General features: G+C 57.3%; 19 protein-coding genes, 1 tRNA gene and 2 pseudogenes. 12 read left to right on the top strand and 10 right to left on the bottom strand.

What is annotated here, in order from left to right; all coding sequences use genetic code 11:
- Positions 1–105: 105 nt before the first annotated feature.
- Together ABVR31_RS06810 and rsuA are read right to left on the bottom strand one after the other, a co-directional pair.
- Positions 106–1,299, bottom strand: a complete 1,194-nt coding sequence (locus tag ABVR31_RS06810) for a Bcr/CflA family multidrug efflux MFS transporter (protein WP_021509253.1) — start codon at positions 1,297–1,299, stop codon at positions 106–108.
- Between the two features lie 12 nt (positions 1,300–1,311).
- Positions 1,312–2,034: a 16S rRNA pseudouridine(516) synthase RsuA gene (gene rsuA, locus ABVR31_RS06805; RefSeq protein ID WP_021509252.1), complete on the bottom strand. Its 723-nt coding sequence runs from the start codon at positions 2,032–2,034 to the stop codon at positions 1,312–1,314.
- Positions 2,035–2,259: 225 nt separating this feature from the next.
- Between rsuA and ABVR31_RS06800 the strand changes: the two genes are divergently transcribed.
- Both ABVR31_RS06800 and rplY read left to right on the top strand, forming a co-directional pair.
- Positions 2,260–4,014: a DEAD/DEAH box helicase gene (locus ABVR31_RS06800; RefSeq protein WP_372772201.1), complete on the top strand. Its 1,755-nt coding sequence runs from the start codon at positions 2,260–2,262 to the stop codon at positions 4,012–4,014.
- A 131-nt stretch (positions 4,015–4,145) separates the two neighbouring features.
- Entirely contained in the window at positions 4,146–4,430 is a 285-nt protein-coding gene (rplY, locus tag ABVR31_RS06795; protein ID WP_010618083.1) for a 50S ribosomal protein L25, read from the top strand.
- A gap of 64 nt (positions 4,431–4,494) precedes the next feature.
- Here rplY and yejK read toward each other — a convergent pair whose 3' ends face one another.
- Positions 4,495–5,499 carry a nucleoid-associated protein YejK gene (yejK, locus tag ABVR31_RS06790; RefSeq protein ID WP_021509250.1) on the bottom strand — a complete coding sequence of 335 codons (1,005 nt, stop codon included), beginning with the start codon at positions 5,497–5,499 and terminating at the stop codon, positions 4,495–4,497.
- Positions 5,500–5,657: 158 nt separating this feature from the next.
- Between yejK and ABVR31_RS06785 the strand changes: the two genes are divergently transcribed.
- The 3 genes from ABVR31_RS06785 (at position 5,658) to ABVR31_RS06775 (ending at position 7,806) form a co-directional block, all read left to right on the top strand.
- Positions 5,658–5,885, top strand: a complete 228-nt coding sequence (locus tag ABVR31_RS06785) for a YejL family protein (protein ID WP_021509249.1) — start codon at positions 5,658–5,660, stop codon at positions 5,883–5,885.
- Between the two features lie 23 nt (positions 5,886–5,908).
- Complete coding sequence (gene yejM, locus ABVR31_RS06780; RefSeq protein ID WP_159378539.1) at positions 5,909–7,657, top strand: LPS biosynthesis-modulating metalloenzyme YejM; 1,749 nt, start codon at positions 5,909–5,911, stop codon at positions 7,655–7,657.
- A gap of 72 nt (positions 7,658–7,729) precedes the next feature.
- A tRNA-Pro gene (locus ABVR31_RS06775) sits at positions 7,730–7,806 on the top strand.
- A gap of 117 nt (positions 7,807–7,923) precedes the next feature.
- Here the strand turns inward: ABVR31_RS06775 and ABVR31_RS06770 are convergent.
- The gene (locus ABVR31_RS06770; RefSeq protein WP_372772198.1) at positions 7,924–8,196 is read right to left on the bottom strand and encodes a hypothetical protein; all 273 of its coding nucleotides are present in this window, start codon (positions 8,194–8,196) and stop codon (positions 7,924–7,926) included.
- A 143-nt stretch (positions 8,197–8,339) separates the two neighbouring features.
- Positions 8,340–8,843, bottom strand: coding sequence for a hypothetical protein (locus ABVR31_RS06765; RefSeq protein ID WP_058775796.1), 504 nt, complete (start codon positions 8,841–8,843; stop codon positions 8,340–8,342).
- 393 nt (positions 8,844–9,236) lie between these two features.
- On the opposite strand from ABVR31_RS06765, the gene ABVR31_RS06760 reads away from it, so the two are divergent.
- Positions 9,237–9,440, top strand: a complete 204-nt coding sequence (locus tag ABVR31_RS06760; protein WP_010618078.1) for a hypothetical protein — start codon at positions 9,237–9,239, stop codon at positions 9,438–9,440.
- A gap of 76 nt (positions 9,441–9,516) precedes the next feature.
- On the top strand, positions 9,517–10,242 hold the full coding sequence (locus ABVR31_RS06755; protein ID WP_372772196.1) for a 4'-phosphopantetheinyl transferase: 726 nt from the start codon (positions 9,517–9,519) through the stop codon (positions 10,240–10,242).
- 153 nt (positions 10,243–10,395) lie between these two features.
- On the opposite strand, the gene ABVR31_RS06750 is transcribed toward ABVR31_RS06755, so the two are convergent.
- The 3 genes and pseudogenes from ABVR31_RS06750 to apbE all read right to left on the bottom strand — a co-directional run bounded on the left by ABVR31_RS06750 (position 10,396) and on the right by apbE (position 13,826).
- A complete protein-coding gene (locus ABVR31_RS06750; protein WP_058769919.1) occupies positions 10,396–12,048 on the bottom strand; it encodes a multidrug ABC transporter permease/ATP-binding protein in 1,653 nt (550 codons plus the stop codon).
- A gap of 86 nt (positions 12,049–12,134) precedes the next feature.
- Positions 12,135–12,776: a DNA oxidative demethylase AlkB gene (gene alkB / locus ABVR31_RS06745; RefSeq protein ID WP_058758445.1), complete on the bottom strand. Its 642-nt coding sequence runs from the start codon at positions 12,774–12,776 to the stop codon at positions 12,135–12,137.
- A 17-nt stretch (positions 12,777–12,793) separates the two neighbouring features.
- A pseudogene (gene apbE / locus ABVR31_RS06740) lies at positions 12,794–13,826 on the bottom strand (FAD:protein FMN transferase ApbE).
- Between the two features lie 401 nt (positions 13,827–14,227).
- On the opposite strand from apbE, the gene ABVR31_RS06735 reads away from it, so the two are divergent.
- A complete protein-coding gene (locus tag ABVR31_RS06735; protein WP_164861051.1) occupies positions 14,228–14,383 on the top strand; it encodes a hypothetical protein in 156 nt (51 codons plus the stop codon).
- Between the two features lies 1 nt (position 14,384).
- Here ABVR31_RS06735 and ABVR31_RS06730 read toward each other — a convergent pair whose 3' ends face one another.
- Positions 14,385–14,840 carry a nuclear transport factor 2 family protein gene (locus ABVR31_RS06730; RefSeq protein ID WP_058758444.1) on the bottom strand — a complete coding sequence of 152 codons (456 nt, stop codon included), beginning with the start codon at positions 14,838–14,840 and terminating at the stop codon, positions 14,385–14,387.
- Positions 14,841–14,937: 97 nt separating this feature from the next.
- Between ABVR31_RS06730 and ABVR31_RS06725 the strand changes: the two genes are divergently transcribed.
- Entirely contained in the window at positions 14,938–15,501 is a 564-nt protein-coding gene (locus ABVR31_RS06725; RefSeq protein ID WP_058769916.1) for a TetR/AcrR family transcriptional regulator, read from the top strand.
- Positions 15,502–15,523: 22 nt separating this feature from the next.
- Here the strand turns inward: ABVR31_RS06725 and ompC are convergent, their stop codons facing one another.
- The gene (ompC, locus tag ABVR31_RS06720; RefSeq protein ID WP_031280043.1) at positions 15,524–16,633 is read right to left on the bottom strand and encodes a porin OmpC; all 1,110 of its coding nucleotides are present in this window, start codon (positions 16,631–16,633) and stop codon (positions 15,524–15,526) included.
- Between the two features lie 892 nt (positions 16,634–17,525).
- Here ompC and ABVR31_RS06715 point away from each other — a divergent pair.
- The 3 genes and pseudogenes from ABVR31_RS06715 (at position 17,526) to rcsB (ending at position 22,015) form a co-directional block, all read left to right on the top strand.
- Positions 17,526–18,680: an MFS transporter gene (locus ABVR31_RS06715; RefSeq protein ID WP_372772193.1), complete on the top strand. Its 1,155-nt coding sequence runs from the start codon at positions 17,526–17,528 to the stop codon at positions 18,678–18,680.
- 24 nt (positions 18,681–18,704) lie between these two features.
- Positions 18,705–21,363 (top strand): annotated as a pseudogene (rcsD, locus tag ABVR31_RS06710) (phosphotransferase RcsD).
- A gap of 1 nt (position 21,364) precedes the next feature.
- Entirely contained in the window at positions 21,365–22,015 is a 651-nt protein-coding gene (gene rcsB, locus ABVR31_RS06705; RefSeq protein WP_013509853.1) for a response regulator transcription factor RcsB, read from the top strand.
- Positions 22,016–22,025 lie beyond the last annotated feature (10 nt).

The following is a 22,025-nucleotide window of genomic DNA, read 5'->3' as shown; positions in this document are numbered from 1 at the left end:
TATCAATAAATTTTCACAATATGGAAACATTAAGCAGAGCGAGAGTGCGGAGAGGAGCAAATCAGGAGGTGAAATAACAGCGGGCTAAAGATCGACCCGCCGCCATCACGCGGTGTGGCGCGGACGGGCGGCGTAGCTGAACAGCACGATTGAGACGGTAGCGCACAGCGCGATGGTGGCGACCATCGGCCAGGCGCTGTTGACGCTGACCAGCGACAGTAGCGCGCCAACCAGCGCACCGACGCCAAAGCGCAGCGTACCGGCCAGCGAGGATGCGGTGCCGGCCATATGGGGAAATTCGTCAAGGATCACCGCCATCGCATTGGAGGAGACGGTCGATACGCAGCCAATAAACATTGCCACGCCAAACACCAGCGGCAGGAAACCGAGGTTGAGCGCGCTGACAATCAGCAGCCAGATGCCCATAGCAAACTGAATCAGCAGACCGAGGCGGAACATCGCCAGCGGTCCGAAACGGCGCACCGCGCGGCTGTTAATCAGCGTCATGACAAACAGGAATACTACGTTGAGGCCAAAGTAGTAGCCGAAATTCTGCGGCGACACGTGGTTCACTTCAATGTAAACAAACGGCCCGGCGTTAAGAAAGGTAAACAGCCCGGCAAACGAGAAGCCGCTTGCCAGCATATAGCTGAAGGCGCGTTTGTGCCGCACCAGCGCGACAAAATTGCTCAGCGTGGTGCGCAGGTGAAAACGCTGCCGCTGCTCGGGCTTAAGCGTTTCGCGGATCTGCGTTACCACCAGCACGGTGGTAATCAGCGCGGCCAATGCCAGCGTCCAGAAGATGGCGTGCCAGTTCCACAGCAGCAGCAGCCAGCCGCCGATGATCGGGGCCAGCAGCGGCGCAATGGTGGTGATCAGCATGACAAACGACATCATGCGCGAGAAATCTTCTTTCGAATAACTGTCGCGCATCAGGGCGTTAATTACCACGCTGGCCGCGGCGGCGGAGAGCCCGTGCAGGAAACGCATCAGAATCAGCTGGTCAATGGATTGCGACAGCGCACAGGCTGCCGCCGCGCAGGCAAAAATCAGCGTGCCAAGCACAATCACCGGTTTACGTCCGTAGCTGTCCGCCAGCGGGCCATACACCAGCTGACCAATGGCGAAGCCGAGGATGTAGAGATTCAGCGTCATCTGTACGCTGCCGGCCGACACCGCGAATTCACGGGCGATTTGCGGCATCGCCGGCAGATACATATCAATGGAGAGCGGCATCAGCATGGCCAGCAATCCCAGAATCACCACTAATCCCACCGGTGAATTTTTTTCCTTACGCACCGCTGTCTCCCGCTATTTGCGCTGTTTCAGTTCGTCCGGCAGGCCGATGCTATTGATTTCCGCCTCGGTCAGTTCACGGTATTCGCCTTCACCGAGCTCCTCATCCAGCACAATCTCACCGATGCTTTCACGATGCAGCGCCGTGACGTGGTTGCCCATCGCCGCAAACATACGTTTCACCTGGTGATAGCGCCCTTCACTGAGGGTGAGGCGCGCGGCTTTCTCATCGAGGATTTCCAGCTGCGCCGGTTTGGTCAGATCTTTCTCGTTGTGCAGCTGAATACCGGCAGCAAATTTTTCGATCAGCCCCGCATCAAGCGGCTGCTCCAGTTCCACCAGGTAGGTTTTCTCCAGGTGATGGCGCGGAGAGGTAATGCGATGCGACCACTGACCATCATCGGTCAGCAGCACCAGCCCGGTGGTATCAATATCCAGCCGCCCTGCCGCGTGCAGTTTGAACGCCGCCGGCTCCTCAATGAAATAGAGAATGGTGGGATGATCCGGATCGTCGGTGGAGCAGACATAGCCCTGTGGTTTATTCAGCATGAAATAGCGCGGGCCCTGCTGCACCGTCAGCGGATTGCCGTCGTACTCTACGGCATCGTCCGGCAGGACTTTATACGCGGTGTCGCGCACCACTTCGCCATTGATGGTGATCTTTCTGCCACGTATTTCACGGCCGGCGATGGCACGGCTAACTTCCAGTTGCTGAGATATGAATTTGTCGAGTCGCATGAATTCGCTTTTTTGCCTGTTACTGCGGAGGGGAACTGAAACGGCGTTTGCCCGGTAAATCATTTACAGCGTAGCGCGGCGGCCACGGCATAATTGAGCGCAGGGTTAACCGTTGAAAAAGTGTGGGCAGTATAGCCTGAACCTTCGCCTGCTAATAGTGCCGATCCTGCGTTTCAGCCACTTTCATGGCATAATGCGCGTCCGTTCCAGAAAAAGCCGGTTCCCATGTCGTTTACCCTGCGCCCCTATCAGCAAGAAGCCGTTGATGCCACCGTTGCCCATTTTCGCCGCCACGCCACGCCAGCGGTGATTGTGCTGCCGACCGGCGCCGGCAAAAGCCTGGTGATCGCCGAACTGGCGCGGCTGGCGCGCGGTCGCGTGCTGGTGCTGGCTCACGTCAAAGAACTGGTGGAGCAGAACCACAGTAAATATCAGGCGTATGGCCTGCAGGCGGACATCTTCGCCGCGGGCCTGCAGCGCAAGCAGAGCGACGGTAAAGTGGTATTCGGCAGCGTGCAATCAGTGGCGCGCAATCTGGCCAGTTTTGACAGCGCCTTTTCGCTGGTGATCGTCGATGAGTGCCATCGCATCAGCGACAACGAGGAGAGCCAGTATCAGCAGCTGTTTGCCCATCTGCGCCAGTACAATCCGCAGCTGCGTCTGCTGGGGCTGACCGCCACGCCATTCCGCCTGGGCAAAGGCTGGATTTACCAGTACCACTATCACGGCATGGTGCGCGGCGATGATAATGCGCTGTTCCGCGACTGCATCTACGAATTGCCGCTGCGCTATATGATCAAACATGGGTTTCTGGTGCCACCCGAGCGGCTGGATATGCCGGTGGTGCAGTACGATTTCAGTCGGCTGATCCCGCAGAATAATGGCCTGTTCAGTGAGGCCGATCTTAACCGCGAACTGAAACAGCAGCAGCGCGTCACGCCGCAGATCATGCGACAGATCATCGAGTTCGCTGAGACGCGCCGCGGTGTGATGGTGTTTGCCGCAACCGTTGAACACGCGCGGGAAATTCTCAGCCTGCTGCCGGAAAACAGTGCGCTGGTGTCGGCGGAAACCCCGGTGAAAGAGCGTGACCGGCTGATTCAGCAGTTCAAAGCGCAGCAGCTTAAGTTTCTGGTTAACGTGGCGGTGCTGACCACCGGCTTCGACGCGCCCCACGTCGATTTGATCGCCATTCTGCGCCCGACCGAATCGGTCAGCCTGTATCAGCAAATTGTCGGTCGCGGGTTGCGGCTGGCACCAGGCAAAACCGACTGCCTGATCCTTGATTACGCCGGAAACCCGCACGATCTCTTTACGCCCGAAGTCGGCGCGCCGAAAGGCGCCAGCGATAACCAGCCGGTGCAGGTGTTTTGTCCGGCCTGCGGCTTTGCCAACACCTTCTGGGGCAAGGCGACCGAAGATGGCCACGTCATTGAGCACTTTGGCCGCCGCTGTCAGGGCGTGCTCGACGATGACGAGGGCAATCGCGCGCAGTGCGACTACCGTTTCCGCTTTAAAAGCTGCCCGGACTGCGGTGCAGAAAATGATATCGCCGCGCGCCGCTGCCAGCAGTGCGACAAGGTGCTGGTCGACCCCGATGATATGCTGAAAGCGGCGCTGAAGCTGAAAGACGCGCGCGTACTGCGCTGCAGTGGTATGACGCTGGCGCACGGACGCGATGATAAAGGCGAATGGCTGCAAGCCACCTATTTTGATGAGGATGGCACCAGCGTCAGCGAGCGCTTTCGCCTGCGCACTCCGGCGCAGCGCACCGCCTTTGAGCAGCTGTTTATGCGGCCACATCAGCGTGCGCCCGGCGTGGAGCTCGGCTGGCAGACCGCCGCCGATGTGGTGGCGTTGCAGCCGCTGCTGCGCCATCCCGATTTTGTGGTGGCGCGCGCCAAAGGCCACTTCTGGCAGGTGCGGGAAAAAATGTTCGATTATCAGGGACGCTATCGCCGCGCCAACGAGCTGCGCTAAGCGGCGGAATCATTTGCCCCGCTGTGGCAATCCGGCTATAATGCCGCCCGCTTTTGCATCCGTAAAAGCGTATTGAATAACCGTCCTGTTGCTGGGTCGCCTGTAGCAGGAACTATAGAAGAGATCTTAAGATGTTCACCATTAATGCAGAAGTACGTAAAGAGCAGGGTAAGGGTGCGAGCCGCCGCCTGCGCGCAGCGAACAAATTCCCGGCCATCATCTATGGCGGTAAAGACGCTGCGGTTTCTATCGAACTGGACCACGACGCTGTGATGAACATGCAGGCTAAGCCTGAGTTCTACAGCGACGTGCTGACTCTGGTTGTTGACGGTAAAGAAACCAAAGTTAAAGTTCAGGCTGTTCAGCGTCACCCGTTCAAGCCAAAACTGCACCACATCGACTTCGTTCGCGCTTAATCGCTAACGGGTTGACGAAAAAACGCCGCATCTGCGGCGTTTTTTTATGGCGCAAATCGGGCGATCACTGACCGCCGGTACGACGCTGCAGCTGATCGCGCAGATTCGGCGGCGTGCCTTTGATGGTCAGCGTATCAGTGGCCGGATCCCAGAAAATGCGCTCGCCCAGCAGCATGGCATCAAAGTTAAGCGTTAATCCCCCGCCGCTACCGGCAAATTTCGTCAGCTGACGCAGGGTGCTGCGGTCGGCCGGGAAATGCTCTTCCAGCTCATAACCCTGTTCCTGGGTAAACGCCTGAAAGGTTTTTTCGCCCAGCGGCGGCAGCTCGCTGGAGAGATCTTCCAGCGCAATCTCCTCGCCCGCCTGCAGCTGTTCATTGCAGTAGCTGTAGACCTGTTGGCGATAGTTCTGGCGCTCATTTTTATCGAGGCTGGACTCGGCACAGTAATCATCTACCGCCTGCAGCAGCCCGCGGTTCTGTGCTTTGGTGTCCAGTCCGACGCTGGCGCCGAGGAAATCCATGAAGAAATCGGCCACTTTGCGCCCCACGCGTCCGCGCAGGAAGGTCAGGTAGCGCGTGGATTCCGGGTTGGTTTCCCACTCGGTGAGATCGATACGCGCCACGATATCGGCATGATTGATGTCCAGATAGTGCGTGCTGCTGATGTCGAGCTGCTCGTTAACGCGCATGCTCGACTGGCTGTTCAGCACCGCCACCAGCAGATACTCCACCGCCAGATAGCGATAGTGCAGAAACAGCACCACGCCGCCTTCGGCGAACGGGTATTTGCTCAGCTCGTCGCGCAGGCGTCCGGTAGCCGCACGGCTGAACGCCAGGAAGTCATCCTGCCCTTTGCGGCAGTTGCGCAGCGCTTCCGCCAGCTCGCTGTCTTCATTAAACAGGCCGTAAGCTTTGCTTTTGGCGCTATAGACGCGGTGTAACTCTTCCGCCATCTCTTCCACCGCCTGCGTGGCAGGTAACAGGGTATCGCGCAGCACCAGTTCCAGCTGGTTTTCATCACGTTTGACTAACTGATGCAGGGCAATCTGGTCGATATCCAGACTCATGGTAGACTCTCCTTTTGGCTCAGGCGCGTATTCAAACACCGCCCGCAGCCGCTTTCAACTGCGCGCACAAACTGATCGTTCTGCTTGCGATAAAATTGCGGAAAAAAGTGCGTTGTTACGGTAATATACCGCGTTTTCACACTTGATTAGTCGACGATATGCCACAATCATCCCGTTACAGCGACGCGCGCGTCGAACAGCTTCTCGCGCAGCTGGCGCAGGTTCTTGAAAAAGACAAAGCGCCAACCGATCTTTCCCTGATGGTGTTGGGGAACATGGTGACCAATTTGATCAACACCGACATCGCACCGGCCCAGCGCCGCAGCCTCGCCCGCTCGTTTGCGGAAGCGCTGCAGTCTTCCGTGCGCGATGACAACGCCCACTAAATTGCAGATTTGACCTCATAAATATGGTAACCAACCGGCAGCGCTACCGTGAAAAAGTCTCCCAGATGATCAGCTGGGGGCACTGGTTTGCCCTGTTTAATATTCTGTTTGCGCTTATTTTAGGCAGCCGCTACCTGTTGGTCGCCGACTGGCCCTCTTCCCTCGCCGGCCGTATTTATGCGTTTACCAGCTGGATTGGCCATTTCAGCTTTATCGTGTTTGCCGCTTATCTGCTGATTATCTTCCCACTAACGTTTGTCGCCATGTCGCAGCGGTTGCTGCGCGTGCTCTCCGCCGTGGTCGCCACGGCCGGGCTGACGCTGATTATGGTCGACAGCGCGGTGTTCAACCGTTTCCATCTGCACCTCAATCCGGTGGTGTGGGAACTGGTGGTCAACCCCGATCAAAGCGAGATGGCGCGCGACTGGCAGCTGATGTTTATCAGCGTACCGCTAATTTTCCTCGTTGAGATGCTGTTTGCCACCTGGAGCTGGCAAAAGCTGCGCAGCCTGAACCGGCGTTCGTTTGGCAAGCCGCTGGCCGCGCTGTTTATCAGCGCCTTCTTTGCCAGCCATCTGCTGTATATCTGGGCGGACGCCAACTTCTACCGGCCGATTACCATGCAGCGTGCCAACCTGCCGCTCTCCTATCCGATGACCGCACGGCGCTTTCTGGAGCGACACGGCCTGCTGGATGCGCAGGAGTATCAGCGCCGTCTGGTGCAACAGGGCGATCCGGAAGCGCTGTCGGTGCAGTATCCGCTCAGCGATATTACGTTCCGCGATGGCGGAACGCGCCACAACCTCCTGATTCTGACGGTGGACGGCCTGAACAATGCCACGGTGGATAAAGCGCTGCCGTCGCTTAACCAGTTCGCCAGTGAAAATGTGCGCTTTACCCAGCATTACAGCGCCGGACTGCAGCCGGAAAAAGGCCTGTTCGGCCTGTTCTATGGTATCTCCTCCAGCTATATGGACGGCGTGCTGGCGGCGCGCATGCCCTCTGCCCTGCTCGGCGCGCTGAACAGCCAGGGTTATCAGTTCGGCCTGTTCTCTTCCGATGGCTTTAGCCAGCCGCTGTACCGTCAGGCGCTGCTGGCGGATTACAGCCTGCCGCAGGCCGATACCCAGCCTAACAGCACCACGGTGACGCAGTGGCAGAACTGGCTCAATGGTCAGAAAGGCGGCGCGCCCTGGTTCTCATGGATCGCGCTCAACGGCGTGACGGTAACCGGCGACAGCACCAAAGCGCGCCAGCGCAGCTATATGCGCCAGGCGACAAACGTGGATGAACAAATCGCGACGGTGCTGCATACGCTGCAGCAGAATGATGCGCTGAAGAATACCGTGGTGGTGATCACGGCGCAGCGCGCCATTACCTTCGACAACAGCGATAATCCGGGCAACCGCGCGACGCTGCAGGTACCGCTGGTGGTGCACTGGCCGAATACCCCGGCGCAGAGCATCGATCGCCTGACCGATCAGCAGGATGTTATGACCACGCTGATGCAGCGCCTGCTGCACGTGCGCACCAATCCGGTTAACTATTCACAGGGTGAAGATCTGTTTGCCGCGCAGCGCAGCCATAACTGGGTCGCCAGCAGTGAAGATGGCAAACTGGTGGTGACCACGCCAACGGTGACGCTGGTGCTCAGCAACAACGGTAACTACAGCGCGTACGATGCCCAGGGCAAAGAGCTGAAAGATCATAAACCTCAGCTGGCGCTGCTGTTGCAGGTGCTGACGGAAGAGAAACGGTTCACGGCAAACTGATTAATTATGAGGCAGTTAAGCTGCCGGCATATTGCAATCGCCAACGGAACCAGTAGTATAACCCTCCACGTTCGGTACGTAGCGCAGCCTGGTAGCGCACTGTCATGGGGTGTCAGGGGTCGGAGGTTCAAATCCTCTCGTGCCGACCAAAATCCCAAAGAAAAGCAGCCTTTTACGGCTGCTTTTTTTTATTGCCTGAACTTTGCGATGGTAAAACCCGGCGCGCCCCGAGCGCGGTGGTTTTCAGCGCGCGGACTGCCACGCGTCTAGGAGTTAAACGTTAGCGGGACTTCCGTCTCGCAGGGTTGCACCAGAATCAGCGGGCATTTCTTCACCTTACACGCCTGCGAATAAGCCAGCTCGCACACTTCGCAGATATCGCGCACTTCCGACTCATATTCATACTCCATGAAGTAGCGAAACGTACCGCTGCGCGTGTCGCTGCGCCAGAAGCGTTGCGGTTCCAGGATTTCATCCAGCTGCCTGAAGGTCAGGGCTGAGGGGTTGTGAAAACCCACTCTTACACGATATTTAGTCATGCCCTGATAATTATCGAGTTTTGGCCGCGTTGCCAGCCGGAAAAAATTCTCGCTGGGATAGGGAAAATCTTTGCTAACGCTGGCACATCGGGCGCCGCAACCCGATACGTAACGGTTGCGGCGCAGAGGGAAGGCTTTGACCGTCAGCGCTGGATTTTCAATTCATCATCCCAGCGGTCTGCCGCCGCGTTTGCGGGATCGTGATCCTGCAGCAAAAACTCGCCGTTTTGCTGGGCGATCTGCTCACCGGTATCGGTAATCGCGTTTTGAATAAACACCTTTGCCTGCGCGCCATTCACAAAAGTGAGCTGATGGAAGGCGGTTTTGTTGCCCCAGTCTTTTGACGGCGCTGAAATATAGCGGATGGTGTAACTCTGGTCCTCAACGCTGCCCTGCATCACGTAGAGGCCATAATGATTTTCGCCCTGCGACAGGATTTTATACACCCCGTTGCTGTAGTAATAAATCACCGCATCCGGGAACGGCTTTTCATCATAGAGTTTGCGGTAGTGCAGTTTATGCACAAAGGTGGGTTTGCCGGGCACCACTTCAATATTGCCCTGCGCATTCTGGAAGCTGAGATCTGCTGCCTGTGCAGCGCCTACGCTCATGCAACCCAGTAACATTATGCCAGCCAGTTTTTGCATCGTTCGCTCCTTAGCCTCTTCGTCAGCCACCAGCATGTTACGCCCACGCTTTACCCCGCTTAAACGAAGCGGCCATCGATGTGTGATGGGCTTCATAATACAGCCACTACAGGAAGGATAGAGATGGAAAATGACGGCGCCATTACCGCGCCAGACGCGGCTATTCGTCACCACTGCGACAGGCCCTGACCTTACTGTTCAGGGTGCAAAATCCTGCAGCATAATATCGCATCACACTTCATTCATGCTGCGAATCAGGTACTTAACTGAAGTCAGCAAAGCCGACGGGGATCACGTTTTTACTGATTTGTGACAGCAATTCATTAAAGTGAAACAAAACTGTCACAGATTTCACCTACCCTAAAGCTCCCGTTTATTTGATGGAATCTCGTTATGGTCATCAAAGCAAAAAACCTGCAGGATGCGGAAGAACTCCTGCACTCAGGCATCAGCAAAGTGGAGCTGGCGTATGATATTGGCAGCGATGATTTCTTCCGCCTGGCGAGCCACTGGTGTGACCGTGGTGCACGCATTACCAAAGGCCACCACCATTTTGTGGTGCAGATGAAGAGCTTCGCTATCCCGCCAAATCGCTAACCCGCAGCAGCCTTTTCGGCTTGCTCTGCCCGCGGCTGACTGGTAAAACACGCTTTTCCATCAGCCGTTACTCGTTATGTTCTTAGCCGAAACATCCCTGCCGCTGCCCGCTTGTGGTTTTATCACCGCCGCTGGCCACACCGCTGAATCGCTGTCGCTGGCGTGGTGCCGCTTTGATCGGCGACAGTGGCACGCCGCTTTACCTGCGCAGTGGCAATTGCCGCTGCCGTCCGCGCTACAGCAGGCAGCCAGCAAACGCAAAATTGAATATCTCGCCAGCCGCTGGCTGGTGCGGCAACAGCTGGCGCAGCTGGGAATCACTGATTTTGTGCTGCACAACGCGCCGGATCGCTCACCGTGCTGGCCGGCAGGCATTCGTGCTTCACTGTCGCACAGCCATGACTGCGTGGTGATGGCCGCGACGCGCGAGGCATTGTATGTGGGTATTGATGTTGAGCAGGTGATGGCAGAGGAAACCGCGCAGGACACGGCGGAACTGCTGATGAACGCGCAGGAGCGCGCGCTGCTTGAGGGGCAGCCGCTGCCCTTTGCGCAGGCGGCAACGCTGCTGTTTTCGCTGAAAGAGAGTCTTTATAAGGCGCTATGGCCGCGGCTGCATCAGCCCATGGCGTTTCATCAGGCTGCGCTGATCGATATCGACCTGCCGCAGCAGCGCGCGCGGTTGCAGCTGTGTCAGGATTTCAGCGCGGAATTTACCCGCAGCACCGTGCTGGACGCACGCTTCTGGCTGCAGCCGGCGCGCGTGGTCACACTGCTCACTCACCCGGCCTGCACGCAATAAAAAACCGGCGCGGAATGAGCCCGGGCCGGTGACAACACAAGACGACAGAAGTGTTCCAGGGAGGCAGAGACGAGGATCTCTGCTGCCATTCACTGTATCCCGCTGACAACGTCCTGCCCAATAAGGGTTTTTGCTAAGCTTTGCCGCCAGCCGTCAATGGCCGGTATCGGTGCGTTTGACGGCGTCCAGCGTGGCCATTTCGCGCTCGCGGCCGGTCAGCTCGCTTAACTGCCCATCGCGCATTTCCAGCAGCCGATCGGCATGAATAAAGTAGTGATCGTCATGGCTGATGGCGAACACGGTTTTGCCGGACGCCTGAAGCCACGGCAGCAGCTCGCGGTAGAAGATGCGGCGGAAGTGCGGGTCCTGATCGGCCGCCCACTCATCAAGCAGCAGGATATCGCGCTCCTCTGCCGCCGCCAGCAGCAGAGCAAGCCGCTTGCTCTGCCCTTTCGACAGCTGAAGGTTGAGTACCCGGTTGCCTTCCAGCTTCAGCTTGTCCTGCATTTTTAGCCGTTCCAGCCACTGCTGCACCAGCGCCGGATTAGCCGGCTCACCACCGCGACGAATCAGGCGGTCAAACAGGTGCACGTCAGTGAACACCGCCGAGAAGTGCTGGCGATAAGCATCAAGGTTATGCCAGTCCACCTCGTTACCGTCCAGCAGCAGGCGGCCTGAATGCGGCTGATACAGGCCGGTCAGCAGCATCGCCAGCGTGGATTTACCGCTGCCGTTACCACCAATCAGAAACACCAGTTCACCGCGGCGCAGCGTCAGGTTGATCGGCCCGACGGCAAAACCGTGCTCGCCATAATGGAAACAGACGTCGCGCAGCTCCAGCGTCTGCCAGTCGCTCACCGTCGGCAACGCGTTGAAACCGGCGCTATAGGGAGCCAGATCGAAGGTATTAATTTTCCGCAACGCCACCTGTGCGCTGAGCAGCGTCGGCAGCGCGCCTACTGCCGCCAGCAGCGGCGTGCGCAGGAACAGCAGCGTCAGCGAATAGGTCGCGGCGACAGCGGTATTGGCCCAGCCCAGACCGTTGGCCATGAAGAACACAATACCAATCGCGCCGAGCATCATAATGTTTGACCAGTTCACCGCGCTGAGATGGAAGGTATCGGCGCGCACAATGTGACGACGATAATCCGTGGCATTTTCCTGATACACGGTGTCGTAAATCAGCCGGGCGCGCTCGCGGTTAAGCTGCAGCTCTTTGCGCCCTTCAATGATGGTCTGAAAATCGCGGTACAGCTCGTCCTCGATGTCGCGCAGCTTCGCCATGTGCTGATAAACACGCGACACCAGCAGCCAGCCGCCGATCAGCGTCACCACCAGCCACAGCGTGGTGATCAACAGCATTTGCGGTGACAGCCACGCCAGATAGATCGCGGAACCCAGCGTAATAATGATGCCCTGAATCAGCTCCGGCAGGCGCACAAACGCGATAGTGATGGCACGCACGTCGCTGGTCAGGCCGGCCAGCAGCTGAGCGTTACCAATCTGCTCAATGCGTTCAACCCGGGTATCCAGAATACGCTTGATAAACTCACCGCGCAGCCGCCAGACAAAATGGTGGCCGAGCTGAGTCAGCGCCAGCTGCGATGCCAGCGTCACCGCCATCAGCAGAAACAGCTGGGCGAGAAAGCCCGGCAGCACGGTGAGCGAGGTATTAACTGCCACGATCAGTTCATTATTGATGTAGGCGATCAGCCCGATACCCAGCGCGGCGCTGAGCAGCGTCAGCACAATCACGCCAATAAACGGCCAGCGGTACTGGCGAAAAACAACCTGAAGCAATGCCATTAAAAATTATCCAGAGGTCAACCAGGCAGCCTGCAGTTTAATGGCGCCTCGGGTGAAGGCAAGAATAATTCTCATCCGTTTTACGGTTACTGGGCGCGGCGGAATGTCAGGTTGTAACGGAACGCGCCAGCCTGCGGATGGATGCCCGCTTTTAGCGGCAAAATGCCGTGATAGCGCAGGCGCGACGGACCGCCCCACACCACGATATCGCCGTGCTCCAGCAGCACGCGCTGCGTCGCATCGCCGCGCTCGAAACCGCCAAACTGAAAAACGGCCGGCAGGCCAAGCGACACCGAGACAATCGGCTGGCGTAAGTCTTTCTCATCCTTATCCTGATGCAGCGTCAGTTTGGCACCGGGCTCATAGCGGTTAATCAGGCAGGCATCCGGATTGAAACCGGCAAAGCCGGCCTCCTGCGCGGTCTGCTGCGCCAGCGTGCGGAACAGCGCGGGCATCGGCGGCCATTTACGGCCGCTGCTGACATCCTGTTCGGTGTACTGGTAACCGCGCGAATCGGTCGACCAGCCGAAATCGCCGCAGTTGGTCATGGCGACTGACATGCGATGTCCACCCGGCGTGATGCGATGGGCAAACGGGTTAAAGGCCGCGACGTCATGAATTGCCGCCAGCAGCGCATCGGCCTGCTCGCGCGCCCGGCGACGCAGAATCACCGCGCCCTCGGCCAGCGGTTCCTGCCATGGCGCGTCTTCACTAAATAGATCCAGCACAGTTACCTCCTGTCAGGTCAGGGCTGATCGATAAGAAACGATTTGAACTGTGGCGACATCCAGTGGCTGAAGCCGTCGCCCTGCTTCGTAATCAGATACACCGCCAGATGCTGTTTCAGCGCCAGCGCTTTGGCACGCTCGGTGCCGAGCACCATCAGCCCGGTGTCCCAGCCGTCGGCTTCCAGCGCGGTGGTGGCAATCACCGTGGCTGAGACCAGCCGGTGATCGATGGGTCGGCCACTGGCCGGATCGATCACGTGCGAGATGCGTTTGCCATCCAGTTCATAATAGTTGCGATAGCTGCCGGAGGTGCTGATTCCGTGCCCCTGCAGATCGACGCGTGCCTCCACCGCCGCTCTCGCGATCGGTCGGTTTCTGGATGGCGACCCGCCACGGCTGCTGGCTGGCATTCAGGCCGCGACTCAGCACCGCCCCGCCCACCGACACCAGATAATTAGTGATGCCCTGCTGCTCCATCAGCCGCGCCAGGTGATCGGTGGCGTAGCCTTCGCCCATGGTGGAGAGATCGACATACAGGCCAGGCAGATCTTTCTGCAGCCACTGGCCGTTCACCGTTTCAATCACGCGCAGGTGCTGCAGGCCGGTCTGCGCTTTGGCGGCGGCGATAGCGGCATCCGATGGCGTATGCGCCGGCTGCTGCGCCGGGCCAAAGCCCCACAGATTCACCAGCGGTCCGACGGTAATGTCCATCGCGCCGCCGGTCAGCTGGCCGATGCGCAGCGCGCGGGTGACGATATCGGCCATATCGGCACTGACCGGCTGGGGATCCTGTCCCTGATACTGGTTGAAGCGCGACAGCACCGAGTCCTTTTTCCAGGTGGAAAGTTCGCCATCGTCGCGATCGAGCTGCTGCTGAATCGCCTGCTGCAGCGCGGCCTTACGCTGAGCATCCACGCCCGCCAGACTCACGCGCCACACGGTGCCCATGGTTTTGCCTTCCAGCACCAGCGCCTGCTGCGCCGGTTTTTGCTCGCATCCGCTCAGCAGCAGTGCTACCATGCCTGTCAGCAGAATGTTCTGAAAATTCATCAATTCCTCGTCTGTAACTCATTACTACAGCCTATTACAAAGCATAACTCGCTTGTAAAACCGTCTAAAGCTGCTTGAAGTTGATCGCTGGCTGGCACAGCATACTGCGTTCCTGCACGAGAATCCTTACAGGAGCGACAGATGATTTATATGATTCTTGCTATTACCGCCGGGTTATTTGCTTACGGAAGCTTCCGTTGCTGGCAGCACTATCGCCACCGCCTGATTCAGCACTATCCGTCGCGCCGACGTTAAGGCATTGCACCAGCGTCGTGCATCCTGCACCGCATCAGCGCTGGCGCAGTGTAACAAAGCGGCCACGGGGCGCGTGGCGCTGAGAGCGGTGGCATGGCATGAATTGTGCAGCGTTGATGGTGGGTTGAACATCAGCGAGGTGCAATATGAGTAAGGCAACAGAACAACAGGATAAATGGCAGCGCTGGCTGAGCTTTTCCGCCTTCACGCTGGCGGGCGTGGCGCTGGAAGGCAGCCTGCCGCCTGCTACTACTTCCCCGCAGCAGGCGGCAAAGGCCAGACGCTGGCGCAACGCGCCGTAAATTACAGACCCAGCTCGCTCAGGCCCGGATGATCGTCCGGGCGTCTGCCAGCCGGCCAGTGAAACAGCCGCGCTTCAGCGCTAATCGGCAAATCGTTGATGCAGGCGAAGCGCTGAATCATCAGACCATCGGCACCAAAGTGCCAGTTTTCATTGCCGTAGCTGCGGAACCAGTTGCCGCTGTCATCGCGCCACTCATAGGCAAAACGCACCGCCAGCTTATCGTGGTGCCACGCCCACAACTCTTTAATCAACCGATAATCCAGCTCGCGGGCCCATTTACGCTGCAAAAAGGTCACGACGTCCGCGCGGCCGTTAACGAATTCGCTGCGATTGCGCCAGCGGGTATCTTCACTGTAAACCTGCGACACGCGCTGCGGATCGCAGCTGTTCCAGGCATCTTCCGCCATACGCACTTTTTCTAAGGCACTTTGATGATCGAACGGGGGGATGAGCATTTTTTATCTCCTGATGATGTAGACAGGTCTGTCTACTTGATTCATCCTGCCGTATGTAGACAATTCTGTCTACCCCCGTAAACAGGAATTTTTTCTTATGCTCGCACCCCTGCTGTTTGATGCCAGCGCCAGCGCGCGTGACCGCATCCTGCTCAGCGCGCAACAGCTGTTTTATGCGCAAGGCATCCGTGCTACCGGCATCGATAAAGTGATTGCCGCGGCTGGCGTGACCAAAGTGACCTTCTACCGCCACTTTCCGGCCAAAAATGACTTAATTCTGGCGTTTCTGCAGCAGCGCCATCAGCGCTGGATGAGCGGCTTTCGCAGCGCGCTGGCGCAGCAGCCTGCCATCAACGTGGCGCTGCCGGCTGCGTTACTGAGCTGGTTTCAGGAGGAGGATTTCCGCGGCTGTGCGTTTATTAATAGCGCGGCAGAACTGGCTGATACCCTGCCGGAAGCGAGCGCCCTGATTCGCCAGCACAAGCGGGAGATGGCGGCCGCCATTGCCGAAAGACTCAGCACAGCGCAGCAGGATAAAACCGGGCAGATCGTGTTGCTGGTGGATGGCGCAATCGTGCAGGTTCAGATGGGGGAAGCGGCGCAGCAGGTGACGGCAACGCTGCAGGCGGCGCTGAACGCGCTGCTGGAGAGCAGAGCGTGACCCGCAGGCCACGCCCTCCGGCTTAGAACTGGTAAACCAGGCCCAGCGCAACGATGTCGTCGGTGTTGATACCGGCCGCATCGGTGAAGTTGTTGTCGTCCAGCAGGTTGATCTGGTAATCAACATAGGTCGACATGTTTTTGTTGAAGTAATAGGTCGCACCCACGTCGACATATTTTTTCAGGTTCTGGCTGCCATAACCTTCGATATCGCTGCCGCGTGAGGAGACGAAGGCCAGCGACGGACGCAGACCGAAGTCAAACTGATACTGTGCCACCAGTTCCCAGTTGTCCGCTTTGTTGGCATAGCCGTACGCAGCAGAATCCACCGCGCCGAAGCGGGTTGCGTTGTAAGAACGGGTGTACATCGCCGCCAGATACACGTTGTTAGCGTCATATTTCAGACCGCCGGTGTAGGCTTCGGCTTTATCACCGCGACCGAGAATGCCTGGCGCGTTGCCGTTCTGATTGTTAGTACGGTCAGACTGGAACATCGCCGCACCCAGACCGAAGCCGGAGCCCAGATCGTAGGTGGTGCTCAGACCCCAGCCGTCGCCGTTCTCACCCAGGACATCACGACCGGAAGAGGATTCGGTTGGGTTGTCGTTTTTGCCCTGATACTGCACGGCAAAGTTCCAGCCATCCACCAGGCCGAAGAAGTTGCTGTTGCGGTAAGTCGCCAGGCCGTTGCTGCGCTGGAACATGAAGTTGTCCGCGCCGTAGGTGTCACCACCAAACTCTGGCAGCACGTCAGTCCAGGCGCCGATGTCATACAGTACGCCGTAGTTACGACCGTAGTCGAACGAGCCCGCATCACCGAATTTCAGACCGGCGAAGCCAACACGGGTGTAGCTGTTGGCGGTGCCCTGCGATTCTGCGGTGTTCAGCGCTGCCTGGTACTCCCACTGACCGTAGCCGGTCAGCTGGTCGGTCACCTGAGTTTCACCTTTAAAACCAAAACGCAGGTAAGACTGGTCACCGTCCTGGCCATCGTTGTCCGAGAAATAGTGCAGGCCGTCTACTTTGCCGTAGAGGTCTAATTTGTTGCCATCTTTATTATAAATTTCAGCTGCGCTTGCTGAGCCTGCCACCAGCAATGCAGGAATCATCAGGGAGAGAACGCGACGTTTCATTTTATTACCCTCTGTAATGTGCCTTTTATATGTGCCACTGCTAACTGAATGCTTAAAAATTCAGCCGGCAAGCCATTGTTATTTTATGGAGAGCAATAATCTATCACGAAAATGATACTAAATTTCCGAAAGTGTTTCATTGTATTAAATAGTTATTTCTAAATGTAAATTTCGCGGAACTAATAATCAGCACACATCGGCAAAAAATATCGCACTAATTGATAAACCGAATTTTATTCATTTAAATACATAGGGATAAGATGAGATAAGCTGCCGCACTGAATGATAAAACTTAACGCCACTCAGCGCATACAATTACCCCCGCTATCATCATTTATTTCATTATTACCTTCATTCACCCCGAATGAGAGATTTACCCTAATTCCCGCCGGACATGATTGTCCGGCATTTTTTTGCCTGCCATTTATCTTCCGCTCTGTAATTTTATGTAAACCTGTTTACTGAGGTTAAATTAACCGCCACTCAGGACGCCATTATTTGTTCGTTTTCGCACTTTTTGTTCATTACTTAGCCATGATTGCGCAATGTTAATTTCCGGGCGCAATAAAGTTGCACGGAAATATAGCCGATGCGTTTGTCCAACCGTTTGCGGAATATTCTTTACCACTATTCAGTGAGTTAGCGTTGCCGCAGTAATCGATTTTCACCCCAACTTAAGCCAAATTTTCACTGAATCTGTCGGTTTACTAACAGTCAGATAGCTTATGAAATCCAGGAAATGTCTGGAAAAGCGCAGCGCCTGGCAAAAGATCGGTAATATGCTCGTTTCTGGCGACCATTTTTGCCCTGCTCTTCGCCTTCATTGAGCGGTGCCGCGCCAGCTTTAATGCTAAACTTCGTCGCTCGAACGACTTATGACAACGACACCTTTATGACAGCACTGGACGCCGCACAGCCCAACAAATTGCATCAGCGTGTCAATCTGGGAACACGCCTCGTTTTTCTCATCGCCGGTTTAAGCATGTCTGCCTGGGCGCCGCTGGTGCCGTTTGCCAGCCAGCGTCTCCAGCTGACGGGCGCGTCGCTGGGCGGCCTGCTGCTGTGTCTTGGCATTGGTTCACTGGCGGCAATGCCGGTGACCGGTGCGCTGGTGGCACGCTTTGGCTGCCGCCGCGTGATGCTGTGCTCCACGCTGGTGGTGCTGGCCGTACTGCCGCTGCTGGCGACGCTGGATGTGATGTGGCTGATGGCCGCCACGCTGATGGTGTTCGGTGCCGGTCTCGGCATGCTGGATGTGGCCATGAATGTGCAGGCGGTTGAGGTTGAGAAAGCGGCGGCCAAGCCGATGATGTCCGGTTTCCACGGTTTCTTCAGTCTTGGCGGTATTCTTGGCGCCGGCGCGGTCAGCCTGTTACTTGGCGCGGGTCTGACACCGCTGCAGGCGGTGGGCGTGATCATGCTGCTGATGGTGCTGCTGTTGCTGTGCAGCCTGCCGACGCTGATGACGGAGCGCCTGCATCAGCCTGATCAACCCTGGCTGGTGATCCCGCGCGGCTGGGTCGCCTTCCTCGGTTGCCTGTGCTTTATTCTGTTCCTTGCGGAAGGCGCGGTACTCGACTGGAGCGCCCTGCTGCTGCTGCAAAGTCCGGGCATGAGCGTGGCGCACGCCGGCCTGGGTTACGCCATCTTCTCCATCGCCATGACCCTGGGTCGTCTGACGGGCGATAAAGTGATTCAGCGCTTTGGCCGCTATCCGGTGATGCTGACCGGTGCGCTGGCGGCGGCAGCCGGCATGACGTTAGCGGTGCTGCTGCCGTGGCCGCAGGCGGCGCTGCTGGCCTTTTTGCTGGTGGGCTTTGGCCTGGCCAATACCGTGCCGATGCTGTTTAATGCCGCCGGTAATCAACAGGATATGCCGGCCAATCTGGCGATTTCCGCCATGACAACGCTCGGCTATGCGGGTATTCTTTCAGGCCCGGCTTTAATCGGCTTTATTTCCCAGTGGCTCAGCCTGAGCGGCGCGTTTTTACTTATCGCCCTGCTGCTGCTGGCGGTTGCCGCCAGCGCCCGGCTGGTCGCGCGTTAATTGCAGGATCCTGAGACACCTATGCTGCCTTATAAATTTCCGCTGACCTCCGGCAACGTAACGCGCTTTTTCGTGGTGTTTAACCTGGTGCTGTTTCTCGCGCTCGGCGCCATGGTGCATAACAGTGTGAATGCGTGGATCATGGAAAAGCGCTACGCCATGACCGACCTGGCGCGCGCGATGCAAAAACGCATTGATGCTTACCGCTTTGCCACCTGGCAAATCTATGAAAATCTCGCCACCAGCGCCGCGGGTTCTACGCCGAACAGTAGCCTGCAGGAGACGCGCCTGCGCCCGGACGTTTACTATCTGGAGAAAACCCGCCGCAAGACCGAAGCGCTGATTTTCGGCTCGCACGACAGCAGCACGCTGGATATGACGCTGCGCATGTCCAATTATCTCGATACGCTGTGGGGCGCTGAAAATCCGGCATGGTCGATGTACTTCCTCAATGGTCAGGACAACAGCCTGATCATGATCTCGACGCTGCCGCTCAAGGATATGGCGACGCGCTATAAAGAGAGCGCGATCAATACGCTGGTGGACAGCCGCCGTGCCGAAATGCTGCAGCAGGCCAATGCGCTCGACGAACGCGAAAGCTTCTCGCCGCTGCGCCACTTTGCCTGGCAGAACGATCACTACTTCACGCTGCGCACCACGTTTAACCAGCCAGGTCATTTAGCTACGGTGGTGGCGTTCGATCTGCCGGTTAACGATTTGATTCCACGCAGTATGCCGCTGGAGAACTTCCAGTTGCGCCAGGATGCCAGCCAGCCCGGCAGCGCCACCAGTGATGACGCCAGCAGCGAAAGCACCGCGGTGACGCTGGTTAACCCGAACCTGGAGATTGCCGCCACGCTGCCCAGCACCTCGCTCCAGCTGGTGTACCGGGTGCCGCTCGCCAGCCTGGCGATGGATACCCTGCACAATCTGATGTGGCCGCTGCTGATCAATCTGTTGCTGTTCCTGCTGTCTATTGCCGGCATTACGCTGCTGCGCCAGCAGTCGCTGCGACCGAATGAGAACCAGAGCGCCGAGCTCGATTCACTGCGTATGCTGAATGAGGAGATCGTCGCCAGCCTGCCGGTCGGGCTGCTGGTGTATGACTTTGGTACCAATCGCACCCTGTTGAGCAACAAAATCGCTGAGCATCTGCTGCCGCATCTCAATCTGCAGAAGATCATCAATATGTCCGATCAGCATCAGGGCGTGCTGCAGGCCACCATCAATAATGAAGTGTATGAGATTCGCCACGCGCGCAGCATGCTGTCGCCGCACACCCAGCTGTTTATGATGCGCGATCAGGATCGCGAGCTGCTGGTGAATAAGAAGCTGCAAAAAGCGCAGCAGGTGCTGGATCGCAACCACCAGATGCGCCAGCAGCTGATGCAGAATCTTGGCCATGCGCTTAATCGTCCGCTGCAGAGCATGGTGACGCAGCTGGTGCAGCTCAGCCAGCGCGATGACGACGAGAGCGTGCTGGATCTGCTGGATGAGAGCCAGGGTCTGGCGCGGCTGGTGGACGATATCGTCCTGCTCAACCGGCTGGAAGCCCACGACTGGTCGCCGGATGCGGGCGTGTTTAACCTGCAGGATCTGCTGGATGAGATTGCGCTGGAGAGCCTGCCGCTACTGCGGCGCAAAGGACTGACGCTGGTGGTCAACAATCAGCTGGCCAACGACGAGATGCGCTTTGGCGATCGTCGCGCGCTGCGTAAAGTCCTGACCACGCTGATGCACTACGCGCTCACCACCACGCAGTGGGGCAAGATTTCCCTTGATATCAAAGCCAGCGACAGCAAAGCCAACAGCGTGCTGTTCCAGCTGGTGGATACCGGCTCAGGCCTGACCGGCGACGAGCTGGCCAACGTCGATTTCCCTTACCTCGGCGAAACCACGCAGGACCGTTACGGTCAGGCGTCCGGCATGGCGTTTTTCCTGTGTAAGCAGTTGTGCAAACAGATGGGCGGCCAGCTGGAGATTATCGCCAAACCGGATATCGGCACGCGCTACAACATTCAGCTGCCGCTGGCGCTGGAACAGCAGAGCGAGCAGGAAGAGAAACTGCTGGAAGGCGTGACGGCGCTGGTGGATATCGCGGTCGAAGACGTACACAAAATTGTCTGCCGCCACCTCGAGAAGCTGGGGGGCAAATTGCCTGACCTCGGACGAACGCCTGTCCGGGCAGGAGCATGATGTGCTGGTGACGGACGATCCGGCACGCCTGCACGGCTGGGCGCTGTTGCTGGCGGGCGACGAAATGGGGCATCACGCCCTCAACGACCAGCAATTCCGGGTCAATTTCAATCTCAGCAATGCGCTGCTTGATGCGCTGCTGGCCCTGATTGAGAAGCAACTGGCTCATGATTCGATAGAGGAGAGCGACGACGATGAGGCTGCCACGCCGCTGCTGAGCGGCGGCTATTTCCAGCTGTTTACGGAGACAGTACCGCCAGATGTGAAGAGACTGTATACTGAGTCGGCGGAGAAGGACTATCCCTCGCTTGCTCAGACAGCGCATCGCCTGAAAGGCGTGTTTGCCATGCTCAATTTACTGCCGGGTAAACAGCTTTGTGAAGAGTTAGAACAGCACATTAAACTGTGCGACGATTTAACCATTAAAAATACCACCAGTGAAATTGACGCGTACGTCAACCAACTGCTGCAGCAAGGTAACCAATAAGATGAATAACCTGAATGTAATTATTGCCGATGACCATCCAATCGTTCTGTTCGGTATCCGTAAATCTCTGGAACAGATCGAATGGGTGAATGTGGTAGGTGAGTTTGAAGACTCAACAGCACTGATCAATAGCTTGTCCAAACTGGATGCCAATGTCCTGATTACCGATCTGTCGATGCCGGGCGAAAAATACGGCGACGGCATCACGCTGATCAAGTACATCAAGCGTCACTACCCGGATCTCTCCATTATTGTTTTGACCATGAACAATAACCCGGCGATCCTGAGCGCGGTACTGGATCTGGATATCGAAGGCATCGTGCTGAAGCAGGGTGCACCAACTGACCTGCCAAAAGCGCTGGCAGCCCTGCAGAAAGGCAAAAAGTACACGCCGGAAAGCGTGGCCAAACTGCTGGAGAAAATCAGCGCCGGCGGCTACGGCGACAAACGTCTGTCACCGAAAGAGAGCGAAGTGCTGCGCCTGTTCGCCGAAGGTTTCCTCGTTACCGAGATCGCCAAGAAGCTGAACCGCAGTATCAAAACCATCAGTAGCCAGAAGAAATCAGCAATGATGAAGCTGGGTGTGGATAACGATATCGCGCTGCTGAACTACCTCTCTTCCGTCAGCGCCACTCAGGTCGACAAAGAGTAATCCCTGCGGC

It is taken from the genome of Pantoea sp. WEP, from assembly GCF_041678305.1.
Lineage (GTDB): Bacteria > Pseudomonadota > Gammaproteobacteria > Enterobacterales > Enterobacteriaceae > Pantoea > Pantoea dispersa.
This window is presented reverse-complemented; position numbering and strand designations above follow the sequence as displayed.